Origin of the sequence: Mesorhizobium sp. IMUNJ 23033 (genome assembly GCF_044778005.1) — a bacterium.
GTDB lineage: Bacteria > Pseudomonadota > Alphaproteobacteria > Rhizobiales > Rhizobiaceae > Mesorhizobium > Mesorhizobium amorphae_A.
The window spans coordinates 439092-464318 of record NZ_JBJACT010000001.1 but is presented as its reverse complement, the minus strand read 5'-3'; the positions used below and the strand labels follow the sequence as shown (position 1 = coordinate 464318).

Genomic DNA, 25227 nt, shown 5'->3' with positions numbered 1-25227 from the left:
ACCCAGACCATGCACTACCGATCGATTTCCGACATGAACGACGCCATCGTCAGCAACCTTCACCGGCTGCCGCGCGACATCGACCTGGTGGTCGGCGTGCCGAGAAGCGGCATTCTCGCCGCCACGCTGGTCAGCCTTGCGTCGAACATCCCGATGACCGACCTCGACAGCTTCATCGCCGGCAAAATCTATTCCTCGGGCATCACCAAGCGGCGCGCCGCGCTCGACCGGCAGGCCACCGACATGCGCAAGATCCTGGTGATCGACGACAGCGTCAGCGGTGGCAACGCCATGCGCGACGCGCGCAACCGGATCGAGGCCGCCGGCATCAAGGCGGACTACACCTTTGCCGCGGTGTTCGGGCTGATGTCACAGCATCAGGAGACCGACGTCGTCTTCGAAGTGGTGCCGCACCCCAGGATGTTCCAGTGGAACTTCATGCACCACAAATTCCTCGCGCAATGCTGCGTCGACATCGACGGCGTGCTTTGCCTCGATCCGACCGAGGCGGAAAATGACGACGGCCCGGCCTATGAGAAATTCCTCGCCGAAGCGCGGCCACTCTTTGCCCCGACCCGCAAGATCGGCTGGCTGGTTACCAGCCGGCTGGAGAAATACCGCAAGCTCACCGAGGCCTGGCTCGACAAGCACGACATCAAATACGATGAGCTGATCATGCTTGACCTGCCGAGCAAGGCGGAACGGCAGCGGCTTGGCGTGCATGGCAGTTTCAAGGCCGATTTCTACGCCAAAACCGATGCGATCCTGTTCATCGAAAGCGAGCACCAGCAGGCGCTCAAGATCGCCAAGCTTTCCGGCAAGCCGGTGCTGTGCGTGGAAACCCATTTGGTGACCTATCCCGACGCGCTGTCGCTGGCGGCGCTCAACCAGGCGGCGCGCAACCTGCCGGCCAGGCTGCGTCAGGTCAATTCGCCCGAAGGGCGCAAGACTGTGGTCAAGAAAGTGGCGCGCACGCTGCTTGGCGAACGCGGCTACGAGACGCTGAAGAGCCGGGTCAAGCGACCGGCCTGATCCCGCCAATAACGCCGGGAACAGGGATGCAGCGCCACGACGGGCGCTGCTTCGCGAAGCTCACGCAGCCTGGCGTGTAGTTCGTTGTGCCGCCGCCTTGTCGAGCAACGAGAAGAACGTGGCGAACTGACGCTGCGGGTCCAAAGCCGGGCGCTCCGAGAATGTACGCGCCGCCGCGGAAAGCCGCGCATACTCCTGGGCATCGTTCCACAGCAGCCTGATCGCCGCCACCCAATCGTCGAGCGGACCGTCATAGTCCAGCACCACGCCGCCCGAGCCGATCGCTTCGGGCAGGCCGCCGCGCCGCGAGCCGACGACGGGAATGCCGCTGCAATGGGCTTCCGACGCCACCCGGCCCCAGGCCTCCTCCCACTTGCTGGGAGCGAGCAGGATCTTGGTGCGGCCATACACCGTCTTCATGTCGCTGGTGCGGCTCTCCAGCTTGACATTGGGGTATGGCGCGATCGTCTGTTCGATGCGGGCCCGATGATCGTCGTCGAGCTTCCAGCTTTCGACGAACAGGAACGGGATTTCGGGGCAGGCGGCGGCGATGCGCACCGCCAGGTCGAAGCCCTTTTCCTCGTAAGGATTGATCAGCGTGACGTACTCGCCTGTCGTCGGCGTGCTGTAGAAGCCGGGATTGATGGTCGGCGGAATGACCGTCGAATCGATGTCGAATTTCTGCTTGTAGGTGCGCGCCGTGAATTCGGAGTTGGCGATGTAGAGAGCCGAACGCAATTCACGCAGGTCGCCACCCAATTCATGGAATTCGACATTCCTGAGATAGACGACCAGCGGAACGCCTTCCGCCTCCAGCGCCTTGCCGATCGGAACCGACTTGTGGCATTGGACCACGGCGACGTCCGGCCTCAGCTTCTTCACGGCAAAGCCGGCAGCCTCCCAGGGAAACCATGCCCGCACCACCGGATAGCCCGGATAGGAGTCGATGACGGCACGTTGCCGCAAAAGCTTCATCTTGGCGCGCGCCTTGTAGCCGAAGACGCCCTGGCCGAAGAGCGCGGCAAGCACCGACGCCTCATGGCCATGCTCGATCAATTGCTCGGCCAGATGATGGGTGCTGGACTGGACGCCGCCACTGAATTGCGGCGTGTAACCGTTGCCACCTGCAAAAAGGACTTTCATGGGATCGGGCTCCTTGTCGCATTCTCGTGTTTCGTTCGGACGCTGGCCAGGACCAGCGTCTTGCCTTCGCCTCAAGCGACTTTCGGCGGCTCCAGATTTGCGAACGGATTGGTACAGGACTGCCAGCCGGTAAACCGGATCGGGTCGTTCGGCGAGCTGCGCCATGCGTAGTCGGTCAGCACATGGAATTCGGCGATGACCCAGCGGTCGAAATGCACCAAATCTTCCCGCTTTTCATGCGGCAGCAGCCGGCGTACGGCGCCCAGTTTGAGCTCCTCGACCAGAGTGACCGCATCGCTCAGCTTTTCGTTCGGAAATATCCAGGGATTCCGGTTGCGGAATTCCAGCACGAACTGCTGCAGGTGCTCGATGCGCATGTTCAGCGGACCGAGATACCGTTCCAGCGTGACGCGCACCAGGTCCTCGTCCGAGAACGAGGACACGGCGGCGTAAGCAATGCCGGTGGAAGCGAGCCCGCCGGCGACCAGGGCCAGAGCAGAGCGTCGCGTGATCTTCATCATTGCAGAGCTCCCTTCATGCGATCCGGCTCGCCGCCCTCAGCGACAGAGCCGCCGCCGTCAGGCTTGGATTGACGCAGGAGCAACTGGGATAGGTGCTCGTGCCGACAACGACGAGGTTCCTCAGCTGGTGGTGGATCATGTCGCGGTCGACGACTGAATCCGCAGGGCCAGTGCCCATCCGCAACGTGCCTTGCACATGCGATTCGGTCGGTCGGATGCCGCGATCGAACAGCTTTTCGACCGGCAGCGGCTTAAGCAGCGCCGGCAGCCTTTCCAGCGCCTTGGCCATGCCGTTGACGGCATAGTCCGACGCTCCCTTGAAACTGACGAAGGCGTTCTCATCCTTGTCGAGGATGACGCGGTTTTCCGGATCGAGCAGGTTTTCGGTGACGATGACCAGCGGCAGCGTCTGCCGCAGCCGACCCTTCTCGGCCCGCATGCCATGCTGCCAGCGGTTCTCGAAATAGAGCAGCGCCGCCGCGTGCTCGGCGCGGTGGGGACCGTCATAGAGCCCGAAATTCAGACCGGTGGTGATGGTGCTGCCGTCGAAATTGTCGACGCCGTCTAGATAGACCTCGAAGTTCCAGCCATAGGATTCGTGCAGGCCGAGGCCGACGAATTCGCCGCCGAGCCCGGACCGTAGCATGATCGCCGGGCTCTGGATCGCATTGGCGCCGAGCACGAAAAGGTCGCCACTGGCTGAATATTCCTCGCCGCCATGGGTGAACACCACCGAGCGGACGGAGCCGCCGGCATGGTCGAGCCGCCGCACTTCCGAGCTGAGGCAGACTGAAACATCCGGATGCTCGAAGACGTGCATCAGGCCGTTGTTGACGGTGAACTTGGCATCGGCCGGGCACAGCCAGCAGCGCAAATTGGCACAGCACGAGCTTCGCTGTGCGGTCGCCACACGCGCACGCGCGGTCGGCATGACGAAGTGCTGGTCGGGCTGCGCCGCCTTCATCATGCGGTCCGGCGTCGACATGCGATGCGGCGGCTGCGGAAACGGTTTCGAGCGCGGTAGCATCTGAGCCATGTCGGGATCGCCCGAGATCGACATGACCTCCTCGGCGTCGCAATAGAACGGCTCGAGCTCGTCATAGCTGATCGGCCAATCATTGCCGACGCCATAGGTGCTCTTCAGCCGGAAGTCGTTCGGATGGAAGCGCGGCGTCTGCGCGAACCAGCAGTTCGTGCCGCCGCCCAGTCCGATGGTGTAGTTCCACGGCTTTTCGGAGTTGGTCTTGTAGGTCGATTCGTCGTCGATGTCGGTGTTGGCATTCTGGCCGAGCTGCCACTCATGCGTGTTGTGCCGGCCCCATTCCAAAACCAGGACACGCGCTTTGCGGCGCTTGGCGAATGCGTGCAGGAAGAAGGCCGAACCAAAACCGGAGCCGATGGCGATGATATCGAAATGCTCGTTGGCGATTTGCTCGGGCCTGATATCCAGCACCATCAGATCCTATCCTTTCCCGAAAGCAGCGCGTTCACCGGCGGCCTCGTTGTCGTTCGTCGAGGCCGCCTTCTGAGCCGGCCTTCACGCAGCCACCCTGCCGATCGAGTGATATTCGATGCCGTGGCGGGCGATGACCTTCGGGTCATAGAGGTTGCGGCCGTCGAAGATGACCGGCGTGGTCAGCGCATCCTTCAGTGCGTCGAAGGACGGCGCGCGGAAGCTCTTCCACTCGGTGGCGATCATCAGCGCCTCGGCGCCGCGCAGAGCCGCTTCCTTGGTGCCGCAGAGCAGCAGATCGTCGCGCAGCCCATAGATGGCCTGGCATTCCTGCATCGCCTCGGGATCGTAGGCCTGCACCTTCGCGCCCGCCTTCCACAGCGCTTCCATCAAGTTGCGGGCCGGCGCCTCGCGCATGTCGTCGGTATTCGGCTTGAAGGCCAGGCCCCACAAGGCGAAGGTCTTACCCTTGAGGTTGCCCTTGAAGTAGCGGTTCACCTTGTCGAACAGGACGGACTTCTGCTCGTTGTTGCGCTCCTCGACAGCACGCAGCAGCTTGGCGTCGAACTTGACGCCCTCGGCGGTCTTGATCAGGGCGCGCACATCCTTGGGGAAGCACGAGCCGCCATAGCCGAGACCCGGATAGATGAAGTGGTAGCCGATGCGCGGATCGCTGCCGATGCCCTTGCGCACCTCCTCGATATCCGCGCCAAGCTGCTCGGCCAGATTGGCCATCTCGTTCATGAAGCTGATCTTGGTGGCCAGCATGCAATTGGCCGCGTATTTGGTGAACTCGGCGCTGCGCACGTCCATCACGATCATCTTCTCGTGGTTGCGGTTGAACGGAGCGTAGAGCTCGCGCATCACCGCCTCGGTACCCTCGCTCGAGGTGCCGACGATGATGCGGTCCGGCTTCATGCAGTCGGCCACCGCGGAACCCTCCTTGAGGAATTCCGGGTTGGAGGCGACGTCGAAGGCCAGGTCCTCGCGGCCCCTTTTCTTCAGCGTCTCGGCGATTCTGGCCTTGATCTTTTCGCAGGTGCCGACCGGCACCGTCGACTTGCCGACGACGATCTTGGGCGCCTCCATCTCGCGGCCGATCGCCTCGGCGACGGCCAGCACGTATTTGAGGTCGGCCGAACCGTCCTCGCCGGGCGGCGTGCCGACGGCGATCATCTGGATCTCGCCATGCTTGACGGCGGCCTTGGCATCGGTGGTGAATTTGATGCGGCCGGCGGCGTGGTTCTCCTTGACGAGGCTTTCGAGCCCAGGTTCGAAGATTGGGATAAGGCCCTGGTTGAGCCGTTCGACCTTCTTCTCGTCGATGTCGACGCACACCACCTGATGCCCGACTTCCGCGAGCACGGCGGCCTGTACGAGACCAACATAGCCTATTCCAAAGACCGTCAAGTTCATTCGGTGTGCTTCCTGTTCAGGGCCGTCTTCGGTGCGGCCGGTTCAGATGGCAGGCCGTCCAGGGCCTGTTTCCTATTGGAGCACGATCCGAAGCCGGTTCCCACTTTCTGCTGCATTCGGTTCGGGATCATGCCTAGTTGCTGTTGCTTATGCTGCATGCCAGCGATTCCGGGAACTGGCAGGGCTGGCCAAGCGCAGTGAATGCGACGCGCTCCACCTGCATCGTGACCTTGCGGCCCGGATCCGAGAAGGGGCCCATCCAGCTGGTCAGCTTCTCGCTGCCCCAGAGGCTGAAGAATATCTTTTGCGAGTGGGTCGGCAACTCCGCCGGGTTCGTCACTTCCTGGACGAGCTTGCCGTTGACGTAGAAGCGCAGCCGCTCCTTCTCCCAGACGAAGCCGTAGTCGTTGAAACCCTTGTCGGTGCCGCCTTCGACATCGGTGAGCTTTTCGTTCTTCGGCTTGCCGGAAATGTAAGTGTTGACCTGCACCTTGGAGGTGTCCTTGGTCAGAACCTCGAAGTCGATCTCGTCCCATGGCTGCTTGTCCTGGGGACCGATGTAGGAGAAGAACGCGGCATTCAGACCGGACCCGGTGTCCGTTTTCATGCGCGCCTCGTAGATTCCGTAGCCGTAGCGCTTTTTGGTCTGGATCTCGCCGCAGGCGAAAGCGCGATCCTTGGTCTGGCGCTTCTCGAAGCCCAACGTCAGTGCGCCGTCGGACAGGCTGACCAGGCGCTTCGACCAGGTGCAGTTCTGGTGCGGGCCGTTCGACCAGCCGTCGGATACGTACCAGCGCGAATGATCGAACTTGGTGAAATCATCGACGAATGAGGGTGCGCTCGGCAAGTCCTGCGCGTGGGCCTGGTCCTGCGCGTGGGCCTGGTGCACCGTTGCGGCAGCGGCCAGGAGAAGCGCTCCCGCCATGCACAGGTGCCAAAAGCTGCCTTGCCGATTCGACCGCATCGACGGCGTGGCATCGGCCACGACGATGGAGATAGTCTTGGGATCTGCGTTCATACTAACTTACCTTTGTGCTGTCCGCCCAACCCAAAGTCACCAATTGGCCCGCCGCATGACGAGCCGCTGCTGATCCTCCGCCCTTGTATCTTCCTCGTTACCTGCCTCGTGCCGCCAGACCGGCGGCTTGAGGAGACTCACCATTCTCTTCGACGATCGCGTCGAGTGAATGACGCAGTTCCTTCATCAGGCTGTTCTGGCGGGCAAGCGCTGCGATGCGCCGCTCGTAATTCAGGATCGATGTCGTCAGTTCGCTGACTTCGGACACCTTGCTCGTCGATGCCGAGCCGTTCTCCATCGCCTCGACCAGGAAGGCAGCGTTCGTCGCCTTTGACCGATAGCGATTCTCAAGCCCGGTCTTCTCCGCCTCGATCTCCGTCGCGATCTGATCCAGCAACCTCGCGAGACGATCGAAACGCTGGAGATCGGACTGCCGGTCCCGGGCTGGATCCCTGGATCTGAAGCCGAATATCGAAGCCATCCGGTTGGCCTTCCACAATTGCTGCACCGCAACATACACTGCCATTCCCAGGGCGACTAAGCAACCTCGGAGTTTGGCAAAGGCGTGTTTTTCGAATTTCCGGCCGCTGCCGCAGCGCGCCGAAACCTAGTTCTCGGCGGTTGCGGCGTTGGCCGCCATGAGGAAGCGCATCGGCGGCACCTGCTGCCGTTTCGAGGCAAGGCCGGCATGGCGAAACAGCGCCTCCAGCTTGTCGGCGGCGACGCCGCGAACGATGGGAATGAGGTTCGACTGGCTGGCCAGGGCGTAGGCGGCGGCCGATGCCAGGCCGCGCTCGGCCTTTACGTCGAGGAAGTTGCGCAGCCGGTATTTGTCGCGCACATGGCGTTCGTGCTTGCGCAGCACCGCTTTGGAGGTTTCCGGCAGGCTGTCGATCTTGAGCAGCGCCAGGTCGGCGTCGGCCAGACGCTTCAGATCCAGCGTCCGGTGGCGGCCGCTCAGCGAATCGGCACGAACGATCGCGCCGTAGCCGCAGGAGCGTATGACCTTGAAGCGCGCCCCACGGGCGACGGCGCGCGCATAGAGCTCGTAATCTTCGCCAAGGCGTAGGCTTTCGTCGTAGCGCAGGCCGTGGCGCTCGAGAAAGGCCCGGCTGATGACCGGCTTGAGGAAGCCAAGCTCGCCGCGCTGCACGCGGCGCCTGGAAATGTTGCCTTCGACGAACCTTTCGAGATCAAGGAACTCAGGGTCGGCCGAGAATGGCGGAGCGACGACCTTCGAGACATCGGTCGCCGCATCGTCCCTGATCAGCATGATGTTGTCGGCGGCGAAGTCCCAGTCGGCGCTGGCGAACAGCCTGCGAAACCGGCCTTCGAGAAAGAAATCGTCGGCGTCGAGAATGCTGATGAACGGTGAAGTGGAGCCAGCAATCGCGGCGTTGCGGGCAAAGGAGGGCCCTTTGTTGATGTCGAGGCGCATGACCGAGAGCCTGCCGCTGCCATCGTCGGCGGCGCGCGCTACTTGCGCAGTGTCATCGGTGGAGGCATCGTCGACGACGACGACTTCGGCCACTTCGGGCTCGCGCAGCGCGGAGGCGATGGCGGCCGGAATGGTGCGGGCTGCGTTGCGGGCTGCGATGATCACGCAGACCCGGGATTCCGTGTTGGACATCAATTCACCTTTCGATTGCACTGCACGAGTGACTCCGAATTTTCTGCCCCCTTGACGCCCGAAACGATGTTCACCGGCCGTCCGCCTCGCTAACTGTCGGCCTTTCGAAAATACGCCGGCTGAGATCGGCGGATGCCGCCCAGCCGGCCTCGGCCAGATAGCGGACCGGCTCGCGGCCGCACAATTCCCATAACACGGTGCGCCGCTGCGGCCAGCGCAAGGACGACAGCCAGGGCGCGATCACCATGTGGAACAGGTCGGCATTTTCTATGCGCGACAGGATGCGGGTGGCGCGCTCCGACAGGAGCATGTCCGAGCCGCCAAGAAGCACGTCGGCGGCCCTGAGGCCAAGCAGCAGCGTGCCCGCCAGGCCCTGCCCGGCCGCATAGGCGAGCACGCTCTGCTGTTCCGCTTCGCTCAGCAGGCTGGTGCTGGCTCTGATGTCGCAGACATAGCCGGCGCAGGGCTCGCGATTGAAGAAGGCCTTGGCGACGCTGATGCAGGACAAGAGCAGCGTGTCGGAGGCCGAGGTGAACGGCACCCTGGCGCCGGCGATCTCGACCTCGCGTTTGCGGCGCAGGAACCCGTCCGTATCGCGCGGGCTCGGTGATCCCGGCTGCTGCAGGCGGTAGTGAAGATCGACCGTGGACTGTTTCAATCCGCCGCCGCGGAGCATGTGCTGCTCCCCAAGGAAACGCAGCCACCAGACCGAGCGGGACTTGCCGGCGACCTCATAGCCGATCGAGCGCAGCGCCTCGCGTGCTTTGAAAAAGCCGCCCGGCGAGACCAGCAGGTCGACATCTCCCGAAGGCTTCATGAAATGGTCGCCATAGAGCAGCTGCTGCTGGAACGGCCCCTTCAGGAAGACGAAGTCGATCTGCCTGTCGCGCAGCACCTGGTGAATGGCCATCGAGTCCATCATGCAGGACGAGTTCATCGAAACCGTCCGCCTGCGATAGGTGTCGAGCCAGGCACGCAGTTCGGGCGGCGCTTGTGTTGCCGGCGCGCGCGACAAGGCCTTGAGCACGAAGGTCGCAACCTTGTTCAGCCTGACGATGTCGGCGACGCTGGCGAGCGAGATGGCCGCCCCAGGCGCCTCGCCCGCGGCAGCAGCCGGTCCGGAAGCGAAGAACAGCCTCAGGCAGGCTTGCACGTAGGCAACTTCATCGGCGCAGTCCGCGGCGCGCAGCCTTTCGTAAGAACCTTCCTGCACGGCCATTCCTGACAATGTCTCCGCAAAAATTCCGGTCGGCGCCTTATATTGCAACTGCGAAGCAAAGCATCGCCAAAATCGCTTCCGCCGTCTAGTTTTTCCTTAGGCGTCCCGTTTTGATGCAACCGCAACGTTTAACTGCGACATGCGAGCATGGTCGAGCGGAACTCCGATCGAGAGCCGAACCAAGGCCGCTATGAACGCCAAATCGGGCGATTTGCGAACAAATTTCTTCGTGCTTATAAAGCGGGCATTTGAGTCAAAAAATTTATCCTAATCAAATCAGATGCTTAATTCGGCGTCACTGGCGCGTCGTTGAATTCCGCTATCAGGCGTGACTAGGATGCGATTGCCGAAGGTTTGATCACAGGCAGAGCCAAGCGCAACCGGCAATTGATTAACAGTTGGTAAATCAGGCTTGACTCACATATGACGCCATGCAGCTATTGCATTGCAGCATTGTAAGTGCTGACGGCACTCGACAGGCCGTTTCCAGTCCATATTGGAGAGTAAAATGGAACAGAATGTTGAAAAGCATGAGTACGAAACGCCTAGCCTGACGGTCCACGGTTCGATCGAGACCATCACGCAAGGCGGCGGCGGCTCGACGGCGCTCGACGCGTCGTTCCCCGCGCATACGCCGATCGGCGAACTCACGTTCTCCTGAGCTTGATTTCGTCCCGGAGTGCGACGTTGGGGCTCCGGGCGTAAACGATAAGGGAGGCCGGGGGGCGTTAGTCTCCCGGCTTTCCAACCGGTCCCGAACATGACGAAGCGTAGCGTATTGTAAACAGAGGTTTTAGGATGAACTGGAACCCATCGGACCGCGACTGCGTGAGTGCGACCAATGATGCCGTGGCCTGCGAATTCGGCAACGGGCTGGCGCTGCTCAATTTGAAATCCAACATCTATTACAGCCTGAACAGCGTCGGCGCCTATATCTGGGATCTGATCCAGGAGCCGCGGCCGATCGCGGATATCCGCAGCGCGGTGCTCACGCGCTACGACGTCGATCCCGAGCGTTGCAAGGCCGACGTCGACGGGTTGTTGAAAGGCCTGGCCGAGGCAGGGCTTGCGAGGCTCCACCATGAGGAACTTGTCTAGGGTTCTCTCCTTGAGTGGCTCGGAGATGCTGTTTCTGGCGCACTGCCTGCTGGTGGTCGCGGCGGTGCGGCTGGGATTGACGCTGTTTTCGTACAACCGCCTTCGCCGCATGGTGACGCAGCTCGATGCGCCTCACGAGGCCGGCATCGGCGACCTGAGGCGCGTCGCCTGGGGCGTTGCCGCCGCGGCCCGTCTCGTTCCCTATGCAAGCTGCCTCACCCAGGCGATCTCCGGCCAATATATTCTCGCCCGCCAGGGCAACGCCTCGAAAATCCGCATTGGCATCGAGCGGGATACGGGCACGCAATTGAAGGCGCATGCCTGGCTGATTAGCGGCAACCATATTGTCCTTGGCGGTTCCATCAACGGATTCGCCCATCTTGTCGATCACGGCCAGTAGCCAATGAGCGGCATCGCCGGAATTCTGCCCAGGCAGCAAGGCAGGCCGTCCGCCGCAGCCGACATCCAGCAAATGCTGGCGCGCATGCATCATCGCGCCCGTGATGGCTGTTCGTGGTGGATGGACACGACCACAACCCTTGGTGCAACCCTTGGCCATGCTTGGCTGAACACAACGGATGAAGCCGGCCCCGGCCCCCTGACCATGGCCGGCGGCAAGCTTGCCGTCACCGCGGACTGCCGGCTGGACAATCGCGAGGAATTGCTGGCCAGGCTCGGCATCAGGGACTCTTCGCTTGCCGACGGCTCGCTGCTGATGCGCGCCTATCTGCGCTGGGGCGAGGCATGCCCGACCCATCTGCAAGGCGACTTCGCCTTCGCCATCTGGGACAGCGAGCGCCAAGTCCTGTTTTGCGCGCGCGACCATTTCGGGGTGAAACCCTTCTACTATCATGCGGATGACCAGCGTTTTATCTTCGCCTCGGAGATCGGTCCCATCCTCGGCGTGAGCGGCGCCGGCGCGCGCCTCAGCGAGCATCAGATTTCAGGGTTTCTAGCCGGGCTGCCCGACGATCCGCAGTCGACGCCCTATACCGACATGTTCCGCCTGCCGGCCCGCCACAGCCTGACGGTGAGCGACCGCCAAGTGGTGCTGCGCCGCTATTGGCAGATCGAGCCGTCGCCGAGACCGATGCGGTCCGATGCGGCGGAGGAGTTTCGTCACCTGTTCTCGCAATCGGTCCGCAACCGCATGCGAGGGACGCCGGCGGTCGGCGCGATGCTCAGCGGAGGCCTCGATTCTTCCGCGATCACCTGCGTGGCGGGCCTGCAGAACGCCATGGCGCGAAAGCCCAGATTACCGACCTTTTCGCTGATCTTCGAACGGGGTTCCTCGATGGACGAGAGGCCTTTCATCGACGCGGTAATCGGCCAGCAGAAGGTTGACGGCACGCTGATTGCCGTCGGCAATTATGCGCCGTTCGCCGAGTTCGAACGCATCCTCGAAGAACAGGAGGGGACGTTCCTGGCGCCCGGCCTGTCGCTGACGCGCGGTATCTACAGGGAGGCTGGCGCGAAAGGCATGAAGGTGCTGCTGGACGGCCATGGCGGCGACGAAGTCGTCTCGCAAGGCCATGGCCATCTGCACGAGCTTGCCAATGCCGGCAAATGGATGGAGCTGTGGCGGGAAATCCGCAGCGCCTCGAACACCTATGGCGACAGCATGCTGGGCCTGTACTACCAGTTCCTGACCCTCTACGGGCCGGCATGGCGCATCGCAAAACTCGGGCACACGGCACGCCGCATCCTGGGCAGGGTTCGCAGCAGGCCGGCCGCACCGCGCGGCCCGAGCTGGCGCCATCTGGTCAATCCGGAGCTTGCCAGGCGGACCGACCTCGTCGACCGCTTCCACCGGGCCGGACACATGCCGTCCACGGTGAGCGCCAGTGAAGCGCTTAGCCATCGCTGGATCCTGTCGAACGGGATTGTGCCGCACGCCTTCGAGGTCCTCGACAAGGCCGCCGCCAATTTCGGCGTGGAGCCGCGCTATCCGTTTTGGGACAAGCCGCTGGTCCAGTTCTGCCTGGCGCTGCCGGGCGAAGAGAAATTGCACAACGGCTTTGGCCGCCATGTGCTGCGCCGGGCCATGGAAGGGATCCTGCCGCCGTCAGTCCAATGGCGGCGCGACAAGATCGATTTCAAGTCCAACCTCGTCCACGGCATGCTCGGCAACCACCGCGATCTTGTCGACAAGGTTCTGGTATCGGATGCGGACCGCATCGCGCCCTATGTCAACCTGCCCGAGGTGAGCGCGGCCTATGCGCGGATCCTGCGGCAGCCGGATGAGGCGACCCTGCCCGATGTCCAATGTGTCTGGCGCTCGATCGCGCTTTCTCTCTGGTTACGGCAAGTTCAACTGCGTGGGAGCCAAGCATGACGAGATCGAACACGTCGCTCGCGGCCGACCCCGGGCATGCTCGGTTGCGTGTCGAAGGCACTCCTGCCAGAGAGCGCCGCTTCTACAAGGCCTATGGCCTGACGATCAGCTCGGAACTGGCCTTGCCCGAGCTCGAGCCGACGGCGCCCGCCGCGGCCGACATCGTGATCGCCGTCGGTCCGATCGACTATCCAAAACCCTCGCTCGAGGCCGGAACCGCTTTCCGTTTCAAGCCAAGGCAACAATATCTGGCATGGCAGGCGGTCGGCGCCTTCCTGATCAGCGACGCCTGCCGGATCATTGTCGATCCGGCGCCCGGGATAGACGACCAGCTGATCGCCTTTCCGCTGCTCGGGCCGGTCATGGCGCTGCTTTTGCACCAGCGCGGCCTGCTCATCCTGCATGCCAGCGCGATTGCGGTCGGCGGCAGGAGCGCGATCTTCATGGGCGACAAGGGCGCCGGCAAATCGACGACGGCCGGAGCGATGATCAGCGCCGGGCACGGATTGCTGACCGACGACGTCGTGGCGCTCGACCTGTCCAGCCCGGACGAGCCAATGATCGTTCCGGGCTTTCCGCAGCTGAAGCTGGCGGCCGACGCCGCGGCCGCCATCCCGATCCGGCAAGCGAAGGTGCGCCCACAGGTGCATCCGGCGATCGACAAGGCACAGCATCGCCTGCATGGCGGATTTTCGCCGGACAAGGTTCCGGTGACGAGGCTCTACATTCTCGAGCGCGGTGAAAAGGCGGCGATATCGCCGCTGCCCGAGATAGCGGCGCTGTCGGCCGTCATCAAATTCTCCTACGTGACACGCTTCGGCCGGCCGGCCCTGGTCGGCGATTTCGCCATCCGGCACCTTCGCCATTGCGCCGGGTTGGCGGGCCGTATCGGCGTGTGCCGCCTCGAAGTGCCGACAGGCCTTGGCCGGATCGGCGAGGCCGTGGCCCTCATCGAGAAGGACCTGGCGTCCGACGATCGTGCGCGGTGAGCAGATCCATGCCGGCATCATCCGTCCTTCGCTTGTCGCTGTTTCGGGAAATCGCCGGATTTGCCGGCGTCATCGCCAGGATCGGCGGGCGGCGGACCTGGACGGCCTTGCTCTTCCTGATCCTGGGAAGCCTGACCGAAGGCATCTCGATCCTGCTTCTCATCCCCTTGCTGCAACTGGTGGGGCGTTCCGAGCAGAATTTCGCGGTCAGACTGCCGGGTAACGACCTCGTGCGCTGGCTGGTGCCTGACGGGACGCTGCAGCTGACGACGGTGCTTTGCGCGCTGGTCGGGCTTGTCGCGCTGCAGGCGGCCTTCAACCGCTTCAAGTCCGTCTACATGGCCAGGCTTCTGTTCGATTTCATCAACCGTCTGCGCATGAATCTGTTCGAGAGCATCGGCAAGGCGCGCTGGGGCATTTTCTCACGCATGCGCAGTTCCGATCTCGACCACGCGCTGACCGGCGACATAGACCGCGTGCAGGCAGCGGCTTTCGCGCTACTTATGCTGGCGCAGATCGGTGTGCTGCTGGCGGGCTATCTCGTCATATCGCTTTTCATCTCGCCGGTGATGACAGGCCTCGCCATCGTGATCGGCGTGCTGATGTTCGTCGCGCTGCAGCCTTTTCGCACCCGCGCCACGGCGTTCGGCCGGGTGGTGACGACCAATCGCCAGGATCAATACCGCACGGTCTCGGAGTTCCTGGGCGGCATCAAGGTGGCCAAGAGCCTGAATGTCGAGGCGAGCTATTTCGCGCAGCTGCAGACGACCCTCGAAAAGATGAAGGCCGACAACATCAGCTATGTGCGCAACTCAACGATCGGCACCGCCTTGTTCCAGGTGGCGAGCGTCGTCGGGCTCAGCCTGTTCATCTATATCGCGCTAGTTCGCTTCAACCTGTCGCTGGCCGAAATCGTGGTGCTGTTGCTGGTTTTCATGCGCATCGCGCCGCGCTTCATGGACATGCAGACCCAGGCGCAGCAGGTTTTGATCAATCTGCCTGCCTATGCCTCGATGCGCGACCTGCAGACGCGCTTCGACGCGGAGCGCGAATTCGACGCGGAGCGCGAACCGGCAAGCAGTGAATCCGTTGAAGGCGCCAGGCTGGCGCTCGATACAGGGCTCAACATACGTGATGTTTCGTTCGCCTATGGTGACGTTTCCCCAGCACTCAGGGATGGCGAAGGGGGCGGCAGACCGGTGGTGAGCGGCATCACCTTCGGCCTTCCCGCCGGCAAGGTCACCGCCCTCATCGGTCCTTCGGGATCGGGCAAGAGCACGATTGCCGACATGCTGCTTGGCCTGCTCGAACCGACGCAAGGCAAGATCCTCGCCGACGGCGTCGAGATCGGAGCGCAAAACCGCCGACGCTGGCGCGACCAGGTGGCCTATGTGCCGCAGGACGTGTTCCTGCTGCACGATACGATCGCCGCGAATTTGCGTCTTGCCGCGCCGCAGGCCGGCGACGACGAACTGTGGGCGGCGCTGCGGGCGGCGCACGCCGCCGACTTCGTCGAACGGCTCGAGCATCGGCTGGATACGGTGGTCGGCGATCGCGGCGTCCGGCTCTCGGGCGGCGAACGCCAACGCATTGCACTGGCGCGCGCGCTGTTGCGCAAGCCGTCGCTTCTCATCCTCGATGAGGCGACCAGCGCGCTCGACTGGCAGAACCAGTCGCTGATCGCCAAGTCGATCGATGGGCTGCGCGGCCGGATGACCATCCTGACCATTGCGCACCGGCCGTCGATGATCGCCTTCGCCGACTGGGTCGTGGCAATCGAGAATGGCCGCATCGTCGAGGTCGGCCAATATCAGCGGTTGAAGCAGAAATCCGGCAGCCGGTTGTCACGGATGCTGTCAGGCGAACAGGCCGAGAGACAGACCGCCGACGTTCGCTGAGGACTATTTGGCCACGGCGCAGCGAAGCAAGAATCAGTGAATGCTTCGCCTGGCGCTGAATTTCTCGTTCTTGGCCGTCTGGTCCAGGCCCAGGTTTCTTTCGGCTTCGCGTGCCTTTTCGGCTGGCGTCGGGGCGCTCCTGGCGACCATGACGAAGACCAGCAGAAAGTAGCCAAGCTGAATGATGACGGCGCAAGCGATGGCACGCAGCAGCGTCATGCCCAGCGAAGCGCCATCGAAATACGACCACGCGACCACGATCGCGATGGCGAAAACCATTCCTATGATGAATTTTTGTAGTGACATGCCCGTCGTCCCGTCAACCGACGCGAGCATGCAAAAGCGACGACTTACCCACCCGAGTATCTCCCCATGCGCCACGCGAGCTTATTCTTATGCCCACTTTCGACCGGTTGCTTCCAGCCTTTCCAACCTATCCAAACTCTAACAGGAACAATTTGCGACTCTATTAAGGTGGGAAACTGTCGGCAAGGCCAACCGCAAATAATTTTGAGCGGGTCGACGGGATCGACTCTGCCATGCTGCGACGCACACGCAGGCACCATAGCGATTAGGAGGAAGTGAATTCTACTTCAGTAAAAGCTACAATGTTAATTAGTATTTTATGCGAACAACTCAGGTCATCCAGCGAATCTTAAGCAATTTAACGCCCCACGCTCTGCGACGAAGAACGATTCGCCCAAAATCGGCCCCAAAAAAGCACTACATTTTCAGCACTTGCTCACAAATTGTCACAAACGTGCCACAAAGGCGAATTTTTGGGCAGAGCGCGTTTATTATTTAGTCAATTCATGACGTGACTATTTCACCGTGATGGGAAATTGTGTGTTGCGCTGCAGCATTTTTTTGATATCGTGCCGTAAACCATTCGTTCAACGTATGGAGCTTTAAGCATGAGGGACGTCGCCAAGTCGGCCAATGCGGGGTTTTCGCAGGTCGGCATTGATTTTCCGCCACCCATCGGCGGCCTGCTCAAACGCAGTTTCGATATTGTCGGCTCACTGGTCGGCCTGGTTCTTCTCAGCCCGCTGTTCGTGATGGTGGCCCTTCTGGTCAAGCTGTCGGACGGCGGCACGATCTTCTATGGCCACAAGCGCATCGGTCGCGGCGGCCGGGTGTTCCCCTGCCTCAAGTTCCGCACCATGGTTCCGGACGGCGAGCGCGTGCTGGCTGCTTACCTTGCCGCCAATCCGGAGGCGAATGCCGAATGGATCGCGACGCGTAAGCTGAAGAACGACCCGCGCGTCACCCGCGTCGGCGCAGTGCTGAGGAAGCTCAGCCTCGATGAATTGCCGCAGATCATCAACATCCTGCAGGGTGACATGAGCCTCGTCGGACCGCGGCCCGTCGTGCGCGACGAACTGGAGATCTACGGCAGCGCCGCCGTCTACTATCTGAAGTCGCGCCCAGGCCTGACCGGGCTGTGGCAGGTCAGCGGCCGCAACGACGTATCTTATGACACCCGCGTGGCGTTCGATCGCCACTATGTCGAGAACTGGTCGTTGTTCGAGGACGTTCGTATCATCGTCAAGACCGTGCCTGCGGTGTGGATGTCGCGCGGCTCCTACTAGAGCTAGTCTCGCACGGCCGGTCTTGCATTGAGGCGGCCGCCTTCGGCCAGCAGCGAACCCATCGGGCGGTGGGGGCAAAGCGGATCGGAAACGTTCAGTTGAAAACAGACATCGTCGGCCTTCTTCGCAGCAATCTGTCCATATCCACGGCGCCGGTACGGCTCATCGCAGCCTGCCTGGCGCTCTCGCTTTCGGTCCCGGCCATGGCCGGCGACTACCAGCTCGGACCGCAGGACAAGCTCAACATCCGCATCGCGGAATGGCAGACCGTCGAAGGCACGTTCCGTGACTGGTCGGCGGTCAACGGAGACTATTCGGTCGGCCCCGGCGGAACGCTCTCTGTGCCTTTCGCAGGCGAATTGCCCGCCGCCGGCAAGACCACCGCCGAGATCGCAGCGACGATCAGCCAAGCCCTGCAGCGTAAGTTGGCGCTTGCGGACAAGCCGGAAGCATCCGTGGAAATGGTGCAGTTCCGGCCGTTCTACATTTCGGGCGAAGTGCAGTCGCCTGGTCAGTTTCCCTACGTGCCCGAACTGACGGTGCTCAAGGCGATCAGCGTTGCCGGCGGCATAAGGCGCACTTCCGATCTCGGTGCCCAGCTCGGCAAGGACCTGGTCACAGCCAAGGGCAATTTTGACATTTACGACGACCAGCGGGTTCGGCTGGTGGTCAAACGCGCCCGCATCGATGCCGATCTGGTCGGCAAGACTAGCTTCGACGTGCCGAAGGAGGTCGAGGGCGATCCGCGGTTGCAGGCCATCGTTGCCGACGAGATGACAATCCTCACCTCCGACCAGAAAGCGCTGAAGCTGAAGCTGCAGGCGCTCGACGAGTTGAAGAGCGTTTTGCAGTCCGAAATCGAATCGCTGCAGCAGAAGATCGTGAACCAGCAGAAGCAGGTCGATCTGGCGCAGAAGCAGCTCAGCAACATCGGCCCGCTGGCTCAAAAGGGTTTGGTCGCCAATTCGCGATTGCTGGATTCACAGCAATCCGTCGCCGACCTGCAAGGCAAGATCCTGGACTACGAAACGGCCATTCTCACCGCCAAGCAGTCGATCAGCAAGGCGACGCAGGATGCCATCGATGCCCAAAACACCTTGAGCTCGAAGCTCGCCGCCGACCGGCAGCAGACCGAAGCCGATCTGAACGAGGCTGCGCTCAGGGTGGGCATGCAAAAAGGCCTGATGGCCCAGGCAACGGATCCGGCAACGACGGCTGCCATCACAAGCGGCGAAGAACCGGCCCTCCTCTATTCGCTGGTGCGCGTTGTCGACGGCAAGACGAGCGAGATCGCCGCCAAGGAGGACACACCGGTGCTGCCGGGGGACGTGATCAAGGTCAAGCTGGCGCCGATGGCCAGCCAGTAGGCCTGACAATCGTCAGCCAGTAGGTAAACGGCCCGGCGTCATCGACGCCGGCCGGCAGGAGTTGAGAAGGCAGCTCAAGTGCCGCCCAGCCGGGCGCAGGAGAGCCGCTGTAGACGTCGCGCAGCGATCCGCTGATGAAGGCCCATAATGCAGCCGGCACCCCGTCACGTGTACCTCAATCTCGACGCAATGCGCGGCGTGGCGGCGATCAGCGTCATGCTCTACCACTTCTCGCCATTCATCTCCGACGGCAAGGTGCTGCCTTCGAGCTACCTTGCGGTCGACCTGTTCTTCCTGCTCAGCGGCTTCGTCATTGCACACGCCTATGACAGGAAGATCGAAACCGGGATGAGCGTCGGCAGCTTCCTGCTGATCCGGCTGATCCGCCTCTACCCGCTCTACCTTGCCGGCACGCTGCTCGGCTTTTTCTATCTGGTGATCAAGAACAGGCTGATTCCGGCCGAGTATCTGCCGGTCTCCGACATTGCCGTCATGCTGACGACGGGCATGCTGTTCATTCCGCTGGTCGGCGATGCCTATCACACCATCTTTCCGCTCAATCCCGCCTCCTGGTCGCTGTTTTTCGAGCTGCTGGTGAACATTGCCTATGTGCTCTTGTTCTTCGTGCTGTCGAAAAGGGCGCTGGTGGTGCTGATCGCCGGCAGCCTGGCGTTGCTGATCCTTGCTGCGGTGCTGGCCGGCACGCTCGATTTCGGCATGACCGGACAGACCATCGCCAGCGGCCTGCCGCGCGTCACCTTCTCGTTCTTTCTGGGCGTGCTGCTTTGCCGGTCGATGGGGAGCATCCAAAGGAGTCTCGGGTTCCTGCAGAAAGGCTACTGGGTCGAGATGGCGATGATCCTGACACTGGTGGTCTTTGCCATCGCGCCGGCAGGCGCCGGCCGCGCGCCCTACGATCTCATCTGCGTCGTGCTGTTGTTTCCGCTCTTGGTCACGGTTGGCGCCGTAGCGCCGACCCGTCCAGGCCTTGCCAGGCTCTATGGCTGGCTCGGACGGATCTCCTACCCGATCTACATCATCCACACGCCGATGCTGATGATCATCGCGGGAGCGGGCAAGGCCGTCTCCATCGATCCGTTCGCCAACCATCCCTGGTTCGGCATCGTCATGGCGCTTGCCGTGATCGTCATCGCCGACATCGCAACCCGCCTCTATGACGAGCCGGTGCGGCGGTTCCTGCAGCGGCAGATGCAGCGTTCTCGCGCCATCGCCTGAGCGTCGGCCCTGCCGCTTAGAGCGGTTCGGCTTTTGATGGACCCGACGACCCACTCTAAGTATTTGTTTTCACACAATTCCGGACGGAAAACCGCTCCGCACTTTTCCTGGAATTGCTCTAACCTATTGCGTGGGTTCCGCTGCTTGCGGTTTTCGCTTCCTGGATGGCGATCCGCGACCGCTGCGGCCGCACCACCGGCACTTCGCGCAGCTTGAACAGTCCGTAGTAGACGACGAACGAGGCGGTGAAGTAGGGGCCGAGGATTTCGACCTCGAAGAAGGAGCGGAGCAGCATGAGGCCGACCGCGCCGGCGAGGACGACCGAATCGGCGCGCCAGTCGCGGAAGATCACGGACGATACGTGTCCATAGAAGGCGCGCAGGATGACCAGCGCAATCAGCGTCACCCCGACAAAGCCGAGCTCAACCAGCGTCTCGATATAGGTGTTGTGGAAGTGGAAGCCGGTGCGCGTCGTGATGTAGAACTCGGCCCACAACCGTTCGGCCTCGGCGAAACCCTGCACCCAATAGGCGGCATAGCCATAGCCGAGGACCGGGAATTGCTGGGCGGCCTCCCAGCCCTGTTCCCACAGATAGGTTCGCCCAGTGAGCGTCGAATCCTTGCCGAAGATGCCGAGCACGAAATCCATAAGGCCAAGATTGAGCGCCGCCATGATCGCCCCGACCAGCGTGCAGGCGCCGACCGCGAACAGCACCCGCCTGTAGCGGCGTGACAGCACCTTGCTCACGCCAAGCAGGATGACGACCGCCAGCCCCGCCGGCAGCGACGCCACCGAGGTGGCGGAATGGGCGATGGCCAGCATGTAAAGCGACAGCAGGCCGATCGGCGCCGTCCAGACCAGGCTTGGCCAGCCGCGCCGGTAAAAGATGACAAAGACGAAGCAGAGATAGATGCCGAACGAAGCGAAGAAGCCGACCTGGTTTTTGGAGCCGAAGGCCCCGACGAAATTGGTGGTCCCGTCGATGGTGTCGAGCGCATAGGCGCCGACATGCAGCGAATAGAGCAGGACGAAGAAAATTCCGATCAGGGAACCCACCACCAATGTGCGAACACTGACCGTGCGCGCGGCAACATAGGCGCAGAGGACATGCGAGAAATACTGAAGCGACGCCCTCGCGGTCGTGCCGGGCGCATGCGACCAGAAAACCGAGAAGCAGACATAGGCGACAAACAGCAGCGGCAGCCAGGCGTCGGAGAGATGCCGCAAAAACCGCCGGTAGTCGACAAGGATGAGCGGAAGCCAGACCGCGTAGTAGGCGAGGATGAGAACCTGGCCGAAATTGGTCGAGTAGGCGAAGGCAAAGATCGAAACGGCGACGGCGAAGGTGCCGTAGACGACACTCTTCTCCGGATCGATCAACAAGGATTTTGGAATCTTCATATCGCTAACGGATCTCTCATCCATTGAGCCTTCACGGCTGGGCCTGCCAGAGGCTGGTCCGAGGCCCGATCCTGGGCGTCTATTGTGCAGTGCAATATAACCTACCGTTCAATCGCGCCTCACTCAATGACAAATGTTGTCGCGGGCAAACGGCAAGGACCTGCGCATTGTCATGCAACAGGTGAATGGCGTTAATGCGGCGCGTTCGTCTCATAAGGCCGGACCGGGTCGGGGGCGGCGAGCCGGAGCTACCACAGAGCACCGCCGGTGATCTGGATGTTTTCCATGGTGATGCCCCTGGCCGCGTCCGAGCACAGGAAGACGGCAAGCCCCGCGATCTCTTCCGGCTGCAGCATACGCTGTTGCGGGTTGCCGCGCGCGATTTCGGCGATGGCTTCCTCCGGCGTACGGCCCTTGCCTTCACGCTCGACGACTTGCGCAACGTTGCGGCGCATCAGTTCGGTCTCCACCCAGGTCGGGCTGATCATGACGCAAGTGACGCCATGCGGGGCGCCTTCCAGCGCCACGCAGCGGGTCAGGCCGAGCAGGCCGGCCTTCGAGGCGCAATAGGCCGGATTGTCCTTCCAGCCGACGGAGGCCGCGGTCGAGCCGATGTTGACGATACGGCCCCAGCCGCGCCCGATCATGCCGGGCAGCACGGCACGGGTGACGCGGAAGGCACCGGTGAGGTTGGTGTCGACAATCTTGTCCCAGAGTTCGTCGGAATGGCCGCAGACCGGCTGCTCGGCTGTGGTGCCGGCGGCATTGACGAGGATATCGGCCGGCCCGATCGCGGCCTCCGCCTCGGCCGCGAAGCGATTGCTGAGATCGCTGTCGCGCACGTCGAGATGCGCAGCGTGGACTTTCGTGCCATGCGCCGCCAGAGCCGCGCGCACCCGTTCGATCTCGTCGGCGCCCGGATAGTAGGCGGCGTCGGTCCTGCCCGAGCCCGGCGCGGCCACATAGGAGCCGACGGCCACGTTGGCCCCGGCCTGTGCCAGCGCCGTGGCGATGGCAAAACCCATGCCGGAAAAACCGCCGGTGACGATGGCGGCGCGGCCCGAGAGATTGGTCATCGAACAGGTTCTCCGCAATCACACCGCAAGGCAGCCGCCATCGACCATCATTCCGGAGCCGGTGGCGAACTTCGATCCATCCAAGGCCCGGCAACCGGCCCGGTCAAGGCTGTAGCGGCTTGCCAAGCCAATCGCGGTAGAAGCCTTCCAGGTCAGGCTCGAAATCATGCACGATCGGATAGCCGGGTGCGGCGGCCTCGACCTCGTGCAGCGTGCCGCATTCAGGGCAGATGAACTCGCGGATCTCCATCCACGCGGGATCGGGAAGATCGCTGTTGGGATAGATCTCACGCACCGTCTCTTCGGTATCGCGCACGATGATCGCAGCCTTGAGCTTCCAGTTCTTGCGGTAGTCGCCGAAGGAATGGCCGCATTCGCATCGCGTTATCCGCTCTTCGCCGCTCTGGCAGATGAAGAGATGATCGCTAACCGGCAACAGGATCGGATCCTTCCAGGCGACGCGATCCTGATGGACGGCGACGATCTTGAAGAAGCGGTCATCGTCCTTGTAGGCGCTCATGATGCGCCGTGTCTGCGGCCAGGGCAGCTGACCGCTAGCCAGATCGCGGATGATTTCCTTGCTGTATGAGGTCATGGCTTTGCTCCCGCCGTGAAGATCGATCTGGCGTCGACGTTCCAGAAATCACTGAAATCTTTGGTGAAGCGCGGCGACAGTTTGATTGCGCTGGCATACATTTTCCTCACCTCCGGGGCGAAGTCGGCCTTCTCGACGCGGCCGCGCTCGGCGGCGATCCAGTCCGATACCGGGATCGCTTTGGCCAGGCGCTCCTTACGCATGGCGGCGCGGCGTTTGGCGGTCGCGTCGACATCGACGACCGGATAGCCCTCGGCATCGTCCTTGAGCACGATGCCGAAAACCTGGTCCGCCGCCTCGCGGGTGAGAAAGCCGTTTTCGACATCCCATGCCGTCTTGATCGGGTCGCGCTCCAGCACGTCGCCATAACCGCCGCCGCCATTGTAGGAATGGCTGAAGATATCGCCTTCCTTGTGCGGGGCGGTGATGTAAGGGCCTTCGATCACGACATGGTCGCCGCCGATGTTCCTCTCGTAATCCGAGACGTGCGGATCGGTGCCCGGCGCATGCGCCAGCGGTTCGCCTTTGGCTGCCAGTTCGTGAATGTTGGAGTTGCGCACGGCGCGATGCTTCTGGCAGGTCGGCGCAGGATAGCCGCCGCACATGCCGCCATTGTCGAACACGCGCGAGGAGTGCTCCGACGTGTGCAACCTGAGATGCGAGGTCTTGTTGATCAGCCAGGTCGAGATGAACGAGCAGCCGCCGCGATATTTGCCGGCGCCGCCCGAGTTGGGAACGATCGAGCGGCCGATATAGACCATCGGCATCGACTGTTCCCAGACCTCGATGTTGCCCATGTCGGATTCCGGGTTCCAGCCGACATAGGCGGTGTCGAGCCCGTCCTTGATGGCCAGCGCGCCGGAGCCGGCGGCGGCGCATTCGAAATGTGCCATGCCGAACGGCGTGCCGTACTGGCTCTCGCCACCCATTTCGATCATCGGGCTGTTGACCTGGCCGACAAAGGCCTCCTCGACATAGCCGCGCGCCACGAAGCTGCGCGACAGCAGCCGCTGGAACACGCCGTAGGCCGGCAGCAGCAGCGCCCATGATGTCGCCGTCGCCACCATCTCGTTGTCGGGATTGGTCCAGGTGCCATGCGGCAATTTCAGCTCGGTCGCCATCCAGGCACCGTCATTGACCAGGCCTTCGAAATTCATGTGCTGGGTCAGCGTCACGAACATGCCGCCATCCATGCCGGCCGGCGTGCAGTTCATCGAATGGTAGCCCCAGGGCTGGGTGCCCTCGAAGTCCATGGTGATCTTGCCGTCGGTGCCGATCTCCATCTCGATCGGGATGTTGTAGAGCCAGTCGGGATCGCCGAGCGGCTGGAAGCCGGGCTTGCCGGCGTTGACGTGGCCATAGAAGGTGTGGCCGCGATAGATGCCGGGCACGGTGAGCTGGCGCGTGCGGGCGAGCTGGGCGCGACGGCCCTCCTCGATGAACTCCTTCGACACCTTCATCCAGTAGTCGAGGCCAATTTCCGAAATCAGCTGCTTGACGCTTTCGCGCATGTCGATGCACGAGGCGACTTTGGCCTTCTCGTCCAGCACCCAGTAGATCGGCATGCGCAGATTGCGCTCGCAGCGGATGACATAGTCGCGGCGGATCTCGTCGTTCTCACCGATCTTCTCGGCGCAGACAAACAGGCCTTCGGTGAAGCGCTCCTGCGCCAGGCAGACGTCGCCGCCGGGCGTAATGCCACCGGCCTCCAGCTCGTGGCAGACAGCACCGGCCCAGCCGACCAACGTGCCTTCATGGAAGATCGGCACCACGTCCATCACGTCAGGCACCTGCACGGTGCCGATGAATGCATCGTTGTTGGCGAAGATGTCGCCTTCGCGGATGCGCGGATTGTCCTCGTAGCCGTTTTTGATCATCCATTTGATGAAGCGGCTCATCGTGTGGACGTGCACCATGATGCCGTTGGACAGCGCGATGGCGTCGCCCTCGGGGGTATAGATCGCCACCACCATCTCGCCGACCTCGCGCACGCCGGGCGAAGCCGAAATGCGGCGGGCCATTTCACGCGCCGAGACGCAATAGGCGCGCAGCTTGGTGTGCAGCGTCTCGAATTTCAGCGGGTCCTGGTTGCGCAGCGACAGCTCGGTGATGCCGTCATAGCAGCCGGTCTCTTCCATCAGCCGCTCGGAATCGAGCAGCCTTTCGCGAAGCCGCAGGGCCGAGGCAGGTTTGTCCAACATGGCGGT

At 62.4% G+C, this 25227-nt stretch carries 23 protein-coding genes; 10 read left to right on the top strand and 13 right to left on the bottom strand.

Translation table 11 applies throughout. The features are described 5' to 3' along the window. The first annotated feature begins 9 nt into the window (after positions 1 to 9). Positions 10 to 1032 carry a phosphoribosyltransferase gene (locus tag ACFX5Q_RS02220; protein ID WP_404275362.1) on the top strand — a complete coding sequence of 341 codons (1023 nt, stop codon included), beginning with the start codon at positions 10 to 12 and terminating at the stop codon, positions 1030 to 1032. A 60-nt stretch (positions 1033 to 1092) separates the two neighbouring features. Here the strand turns inward: ACFX5Q_RS02220 and ACFX5Q_RS02215 are convergent, their stop codons facing one another. From ACFX5Q_RS02215 to ACFX5Q_RS02180, 8 genes are all read right to left on the bottom strand, one after another. Further along, a complete protein-coding gene (locus ACFX5Q_RS02215; protein ID WP_192179379.1) occupies positions 1093 to 2175 on the bottom strand; it encodes a glycosyltransferase in 1083 nt (360 codons plus the stop codon). A gap of 71 nt (positions 2176 to 2246) precedes the next feature. Continuing rightward, positions 2247 to 2696, bottom strand: a complete 450-nt coding sequence (locus ACFX5Q_RS02210; protein WP_404275027.1) for a hypothetical protein — start codon at positions 2694 to 2696, stop codon at positions 2247 to 2249. Positions 2697 to 2709: 13 nt separating this feature from the next. Further along, positions 2710 to 4152 carry a GMC oxidoreductase gene (locus tag ACFX5Q_RS02205; RefSeq protein ID WP_404275026.1) on the bottom strand — a complete coding sequence of 481 codons (1443 nt, stop codon included), beginning with the start codon at positions 4150 to 4152 and terminating at the stop codon, positions 2710 to 2712. Between the two features lie 81 nt (positions 4153 to 4233). Further along, positions 4234 to 5565: a UDP-glucose dehydrogenase family protein gene (locus ACFX5Q_RS02200; RefSeq protein WP_404275025.1), complete on the bottom strand. Its 1332-nt coding sequence runs from the start codon at positions 5563 to 5565 to the stop codon at positions 4234 to 4236. 133 nt (positions 5566 to 5698) lie between these two features. Further along, positions 5699 to 6583, bottom strand: a complete 885-nt coding sequence (locus tag ACFX5Q_RS02195; RefSeq protein ID WP_404275024.1) for a family 16 glycosylhydrolase — start codon at positions 6581 to 6583, stop codon at positions 5699 to 5701. 97 nt (positions 6584 to 6680) lie between these two features. Next, entirely contained in the window at positions 6681 to 7064 is a 384-nt protein-coding gene (locus ACFX5Q_RS02190) for a hypothetical protein (protein ID WP_404275360.1), read from the bottom strand. Between the two features lie 126 nt (positions 7065 to 7190). Next, the gene (locus ACFX5Q_RS02185) at positions 7191 to 8213 is read right to left on the bottom strand and encodes a glycosyltransferase family 2 protein (RefSeq protein WP_404275023.1); all 1023 of its coding nucleotides are present in this window, start codon (positions 8211 to 8213) and stop codon (positions 7191 to 7193) included. A gap of 70 nt (positions 8214 to 8283) precedes the next feature. Next, positions 8284 to 9432, bottom strand: a complete 1149-nt coding sequence (locus tag ACFX5Q_RS02180) for a nucleotidyltransferase family protein (RefSeq protein WP_404275021.1) — start codon at positions 9430 to 9432, stop codon at positions 8284 to 8286. A 508-nt stretch (positions 9433 to 9940) separates the two neighbouring features. On the opposite strand from ACFX5Q_RS02180, the gene ACFX5Q_RS02175 reads away from it, so the two are divergent. The 6 genes from ACFX5Q_RS02175 (at position 9941) to ACFX5Q_RS02150 (ending at position 15752) form a co-directional block, all read left to right on the top strand. Then, a complete protein-coding gene (locus tag ACFX5Q_RS02175; RefSeq protein WP_006205257.1) occupies positions 9941 to 10093 on the top strand; it encodes a lasso peptide in 153 nt (50 codons plus the stop codon). Positions 10094 to 10260: 167 nt separating this feature from the next. Then, positions 10261 to 10530: a PqqD family protein gene (locus tag ACFX5Q_RS02170; protein WP_404275019.1), complete on the top strand. Its 270-nt coding sequence runs from the start codon at positions 10261 to 10263 to the stop codon at positions 10528 to 10530. Beyond that, on the top strand, positions 10514 to 10930 hold the full coding sequence (locus ACFX5Q_RS02165; protein WP_404275017.1) for a lasso peptide biosynthesis B2 protein: 417 nt from the start codon (positions 10514 to 10516) through the stop codon (positions 10928 to 10930). Before ACFX5Q_RS02170 ends, ACFX5Q_RS02165 begins: the two co-directional genes overlap by 17 nt. 3 nt (positions 10931 to 10933) lie before the next feature. Continuing rightward, positions 10934 to 12865, top strand: a complete 1932-nt coding sequence (locus tag ACFX5Q_RS02160) for a lasso peptide isopeptide bond-forming cyclase (protein WP_404275015.1) — start codon at positions 10934 to 10936, stop codon at positions 12863 to 12865. Next, entirely contained in the window at positions 12862 to 13854 is a 993-nt protein-coding gene (locus ACFX5Q_RS02155) for a serine kinase (protein WP_404275014.1), read from the top strand. The genes ACFX5Q_RS02160 and ACFX5Q_RS02155 overlap by 4 nt, the downstream gene beginning before the upstream one ends. An 8-nt stretch (positions 13855 to 13862) precedes the next feature. Further along, the gene (locus ACFX5Q_RS02150) at positions 13863 to 15752 is read left to right on the top strand and encodes an ABC transporter ATP-binding protein (protein ID WP_404275012.1); all 1890 of its coding nucleotides are present in this window, start codon (positions 13863 to 13865) and stop codon (positions 15750 to 15752) included. Positions 15753 to 15785: 33 nt separating this feature from the next. Here the strand turns inward: ACFX5Q_RS02150 and ACFX5Q_RS02145 are convergent, their stop codons facing one another. Continuing rightward, positions 15786 to 16058, bottom strand: a complete 273-nt coding sequence (locus ACFX5Q_RS02145; RefSeq protein ID WP_404275010.1) for an exopolysaccharide production repressor exox — start codon at positions 16056 to 16058, stop codon at positions 15786 to 15788. Between the two features lie 608 nt (positions 16059 to 16666). Between ACFX5Q_RS02145 and ACFX5Q_RS02140 the strand changes: the two genes are divergently transcribed. From ACFX5Q_RS02140 to ACFX5Q_RS02130, 3 genes are all read left to right on the top strand, one after another. After that, positions 16667 to 17344, top strand: a complete 678-nt coding sequence (locus ACFX5Q_RS02140) for a sugar transferase (RefSeq protein ID WP_404275008.1) — start codon at positions 16667 to 16669, stop codon at positions 17342 to 17344. A 203-nt stretch (positions 17345 to 17547) separates the two neighbouring features. Then, complete coding sequence (locus ACFX5Q_RS02135) at positions 17548 to 18711, top strand: polysaccharide biosynthesis/export family protein (protein WP_404275358.1); 1164 nt, start codon at positions 17548 to 17550, stop codon at positions 18709 to 18711. A 147-nt stretch (positions 18712 to 18858) separates the two neighbouring features. Next, positions 18859 to 19947, top strand: a complete 1089-nt coding sequence (locus ACFX5Q_RS02130; protein ID WP_404275006.1) for an acyltransferase family protein — start codon at positions 18859 to 18861, stop codon at positions 19945 to 19947. A gap of 118 nt (positions 19948 to 20065) precedes the next feature. Here the strand turns inward: ACFX5Q_RS02130 and ACFX5Q_RS02125 are convergent, their stop codons facing one another. The 4 genes from ACFX5Q_RS02125 to ACFX5Q_RS02110 form a co-directional block, all read right to left on the bottom strand. Beyond that, entirely contained in the window at positions 20066 to 21349 is a 1284-nt protein-coding gene (locus ACFX5Q_RS02125; RefSeq protein WP_404275004.1) for an O-antigen ligase family protein, read from the bottom strand. Between the two features lie 248 nt (positions 21350 to 21597). After that, positions 21598 to 22425, bottom strand: coding sequence for an SDR family NAD(P)-dependent oxidoreductase (locus ACFX5Q_RS02120; protein ID WP_404275002.1), 828 nt, complete (start codon positions 22423 to 22425; stop codon positions 21598 to 21600). A 103-nt stretch (positions 22426 to 22528) separates the two neighbouring features. Continuing rightward, the gene (locus ACFX5Q_RS02115; RefSeq protein ID WP_404275000.1) at positions 22529 to 23020 is read right to left on the bottom strand and encodes an acetone carboxylase subunit gamma; all 492 of its coding nucleotides are present in this window, start codon (positions 23018 to 23020) and stop codon (positions 22529 to 22531) included. Then, the gene (locus tag ACFX5Q_RS02110) at positions 23017 to 25221 is read right to left on the bottom strand and encodes a hydantoinase B/oxoprolinase family protein (RefSeq protein WP_404274998.1); all 2205 of its coding nucleotides are present in this window, start codon (positions 25219 to 25221) and stop codon (positions 23017 to 23019) included. Before ACFX5Q_RS02110 ends, ACFX5Q_RS02115 begins: the two co-directional genes overlap by 4 nt. Positions 25222 to 25227 lie beyond the last annotated feature (6 nt).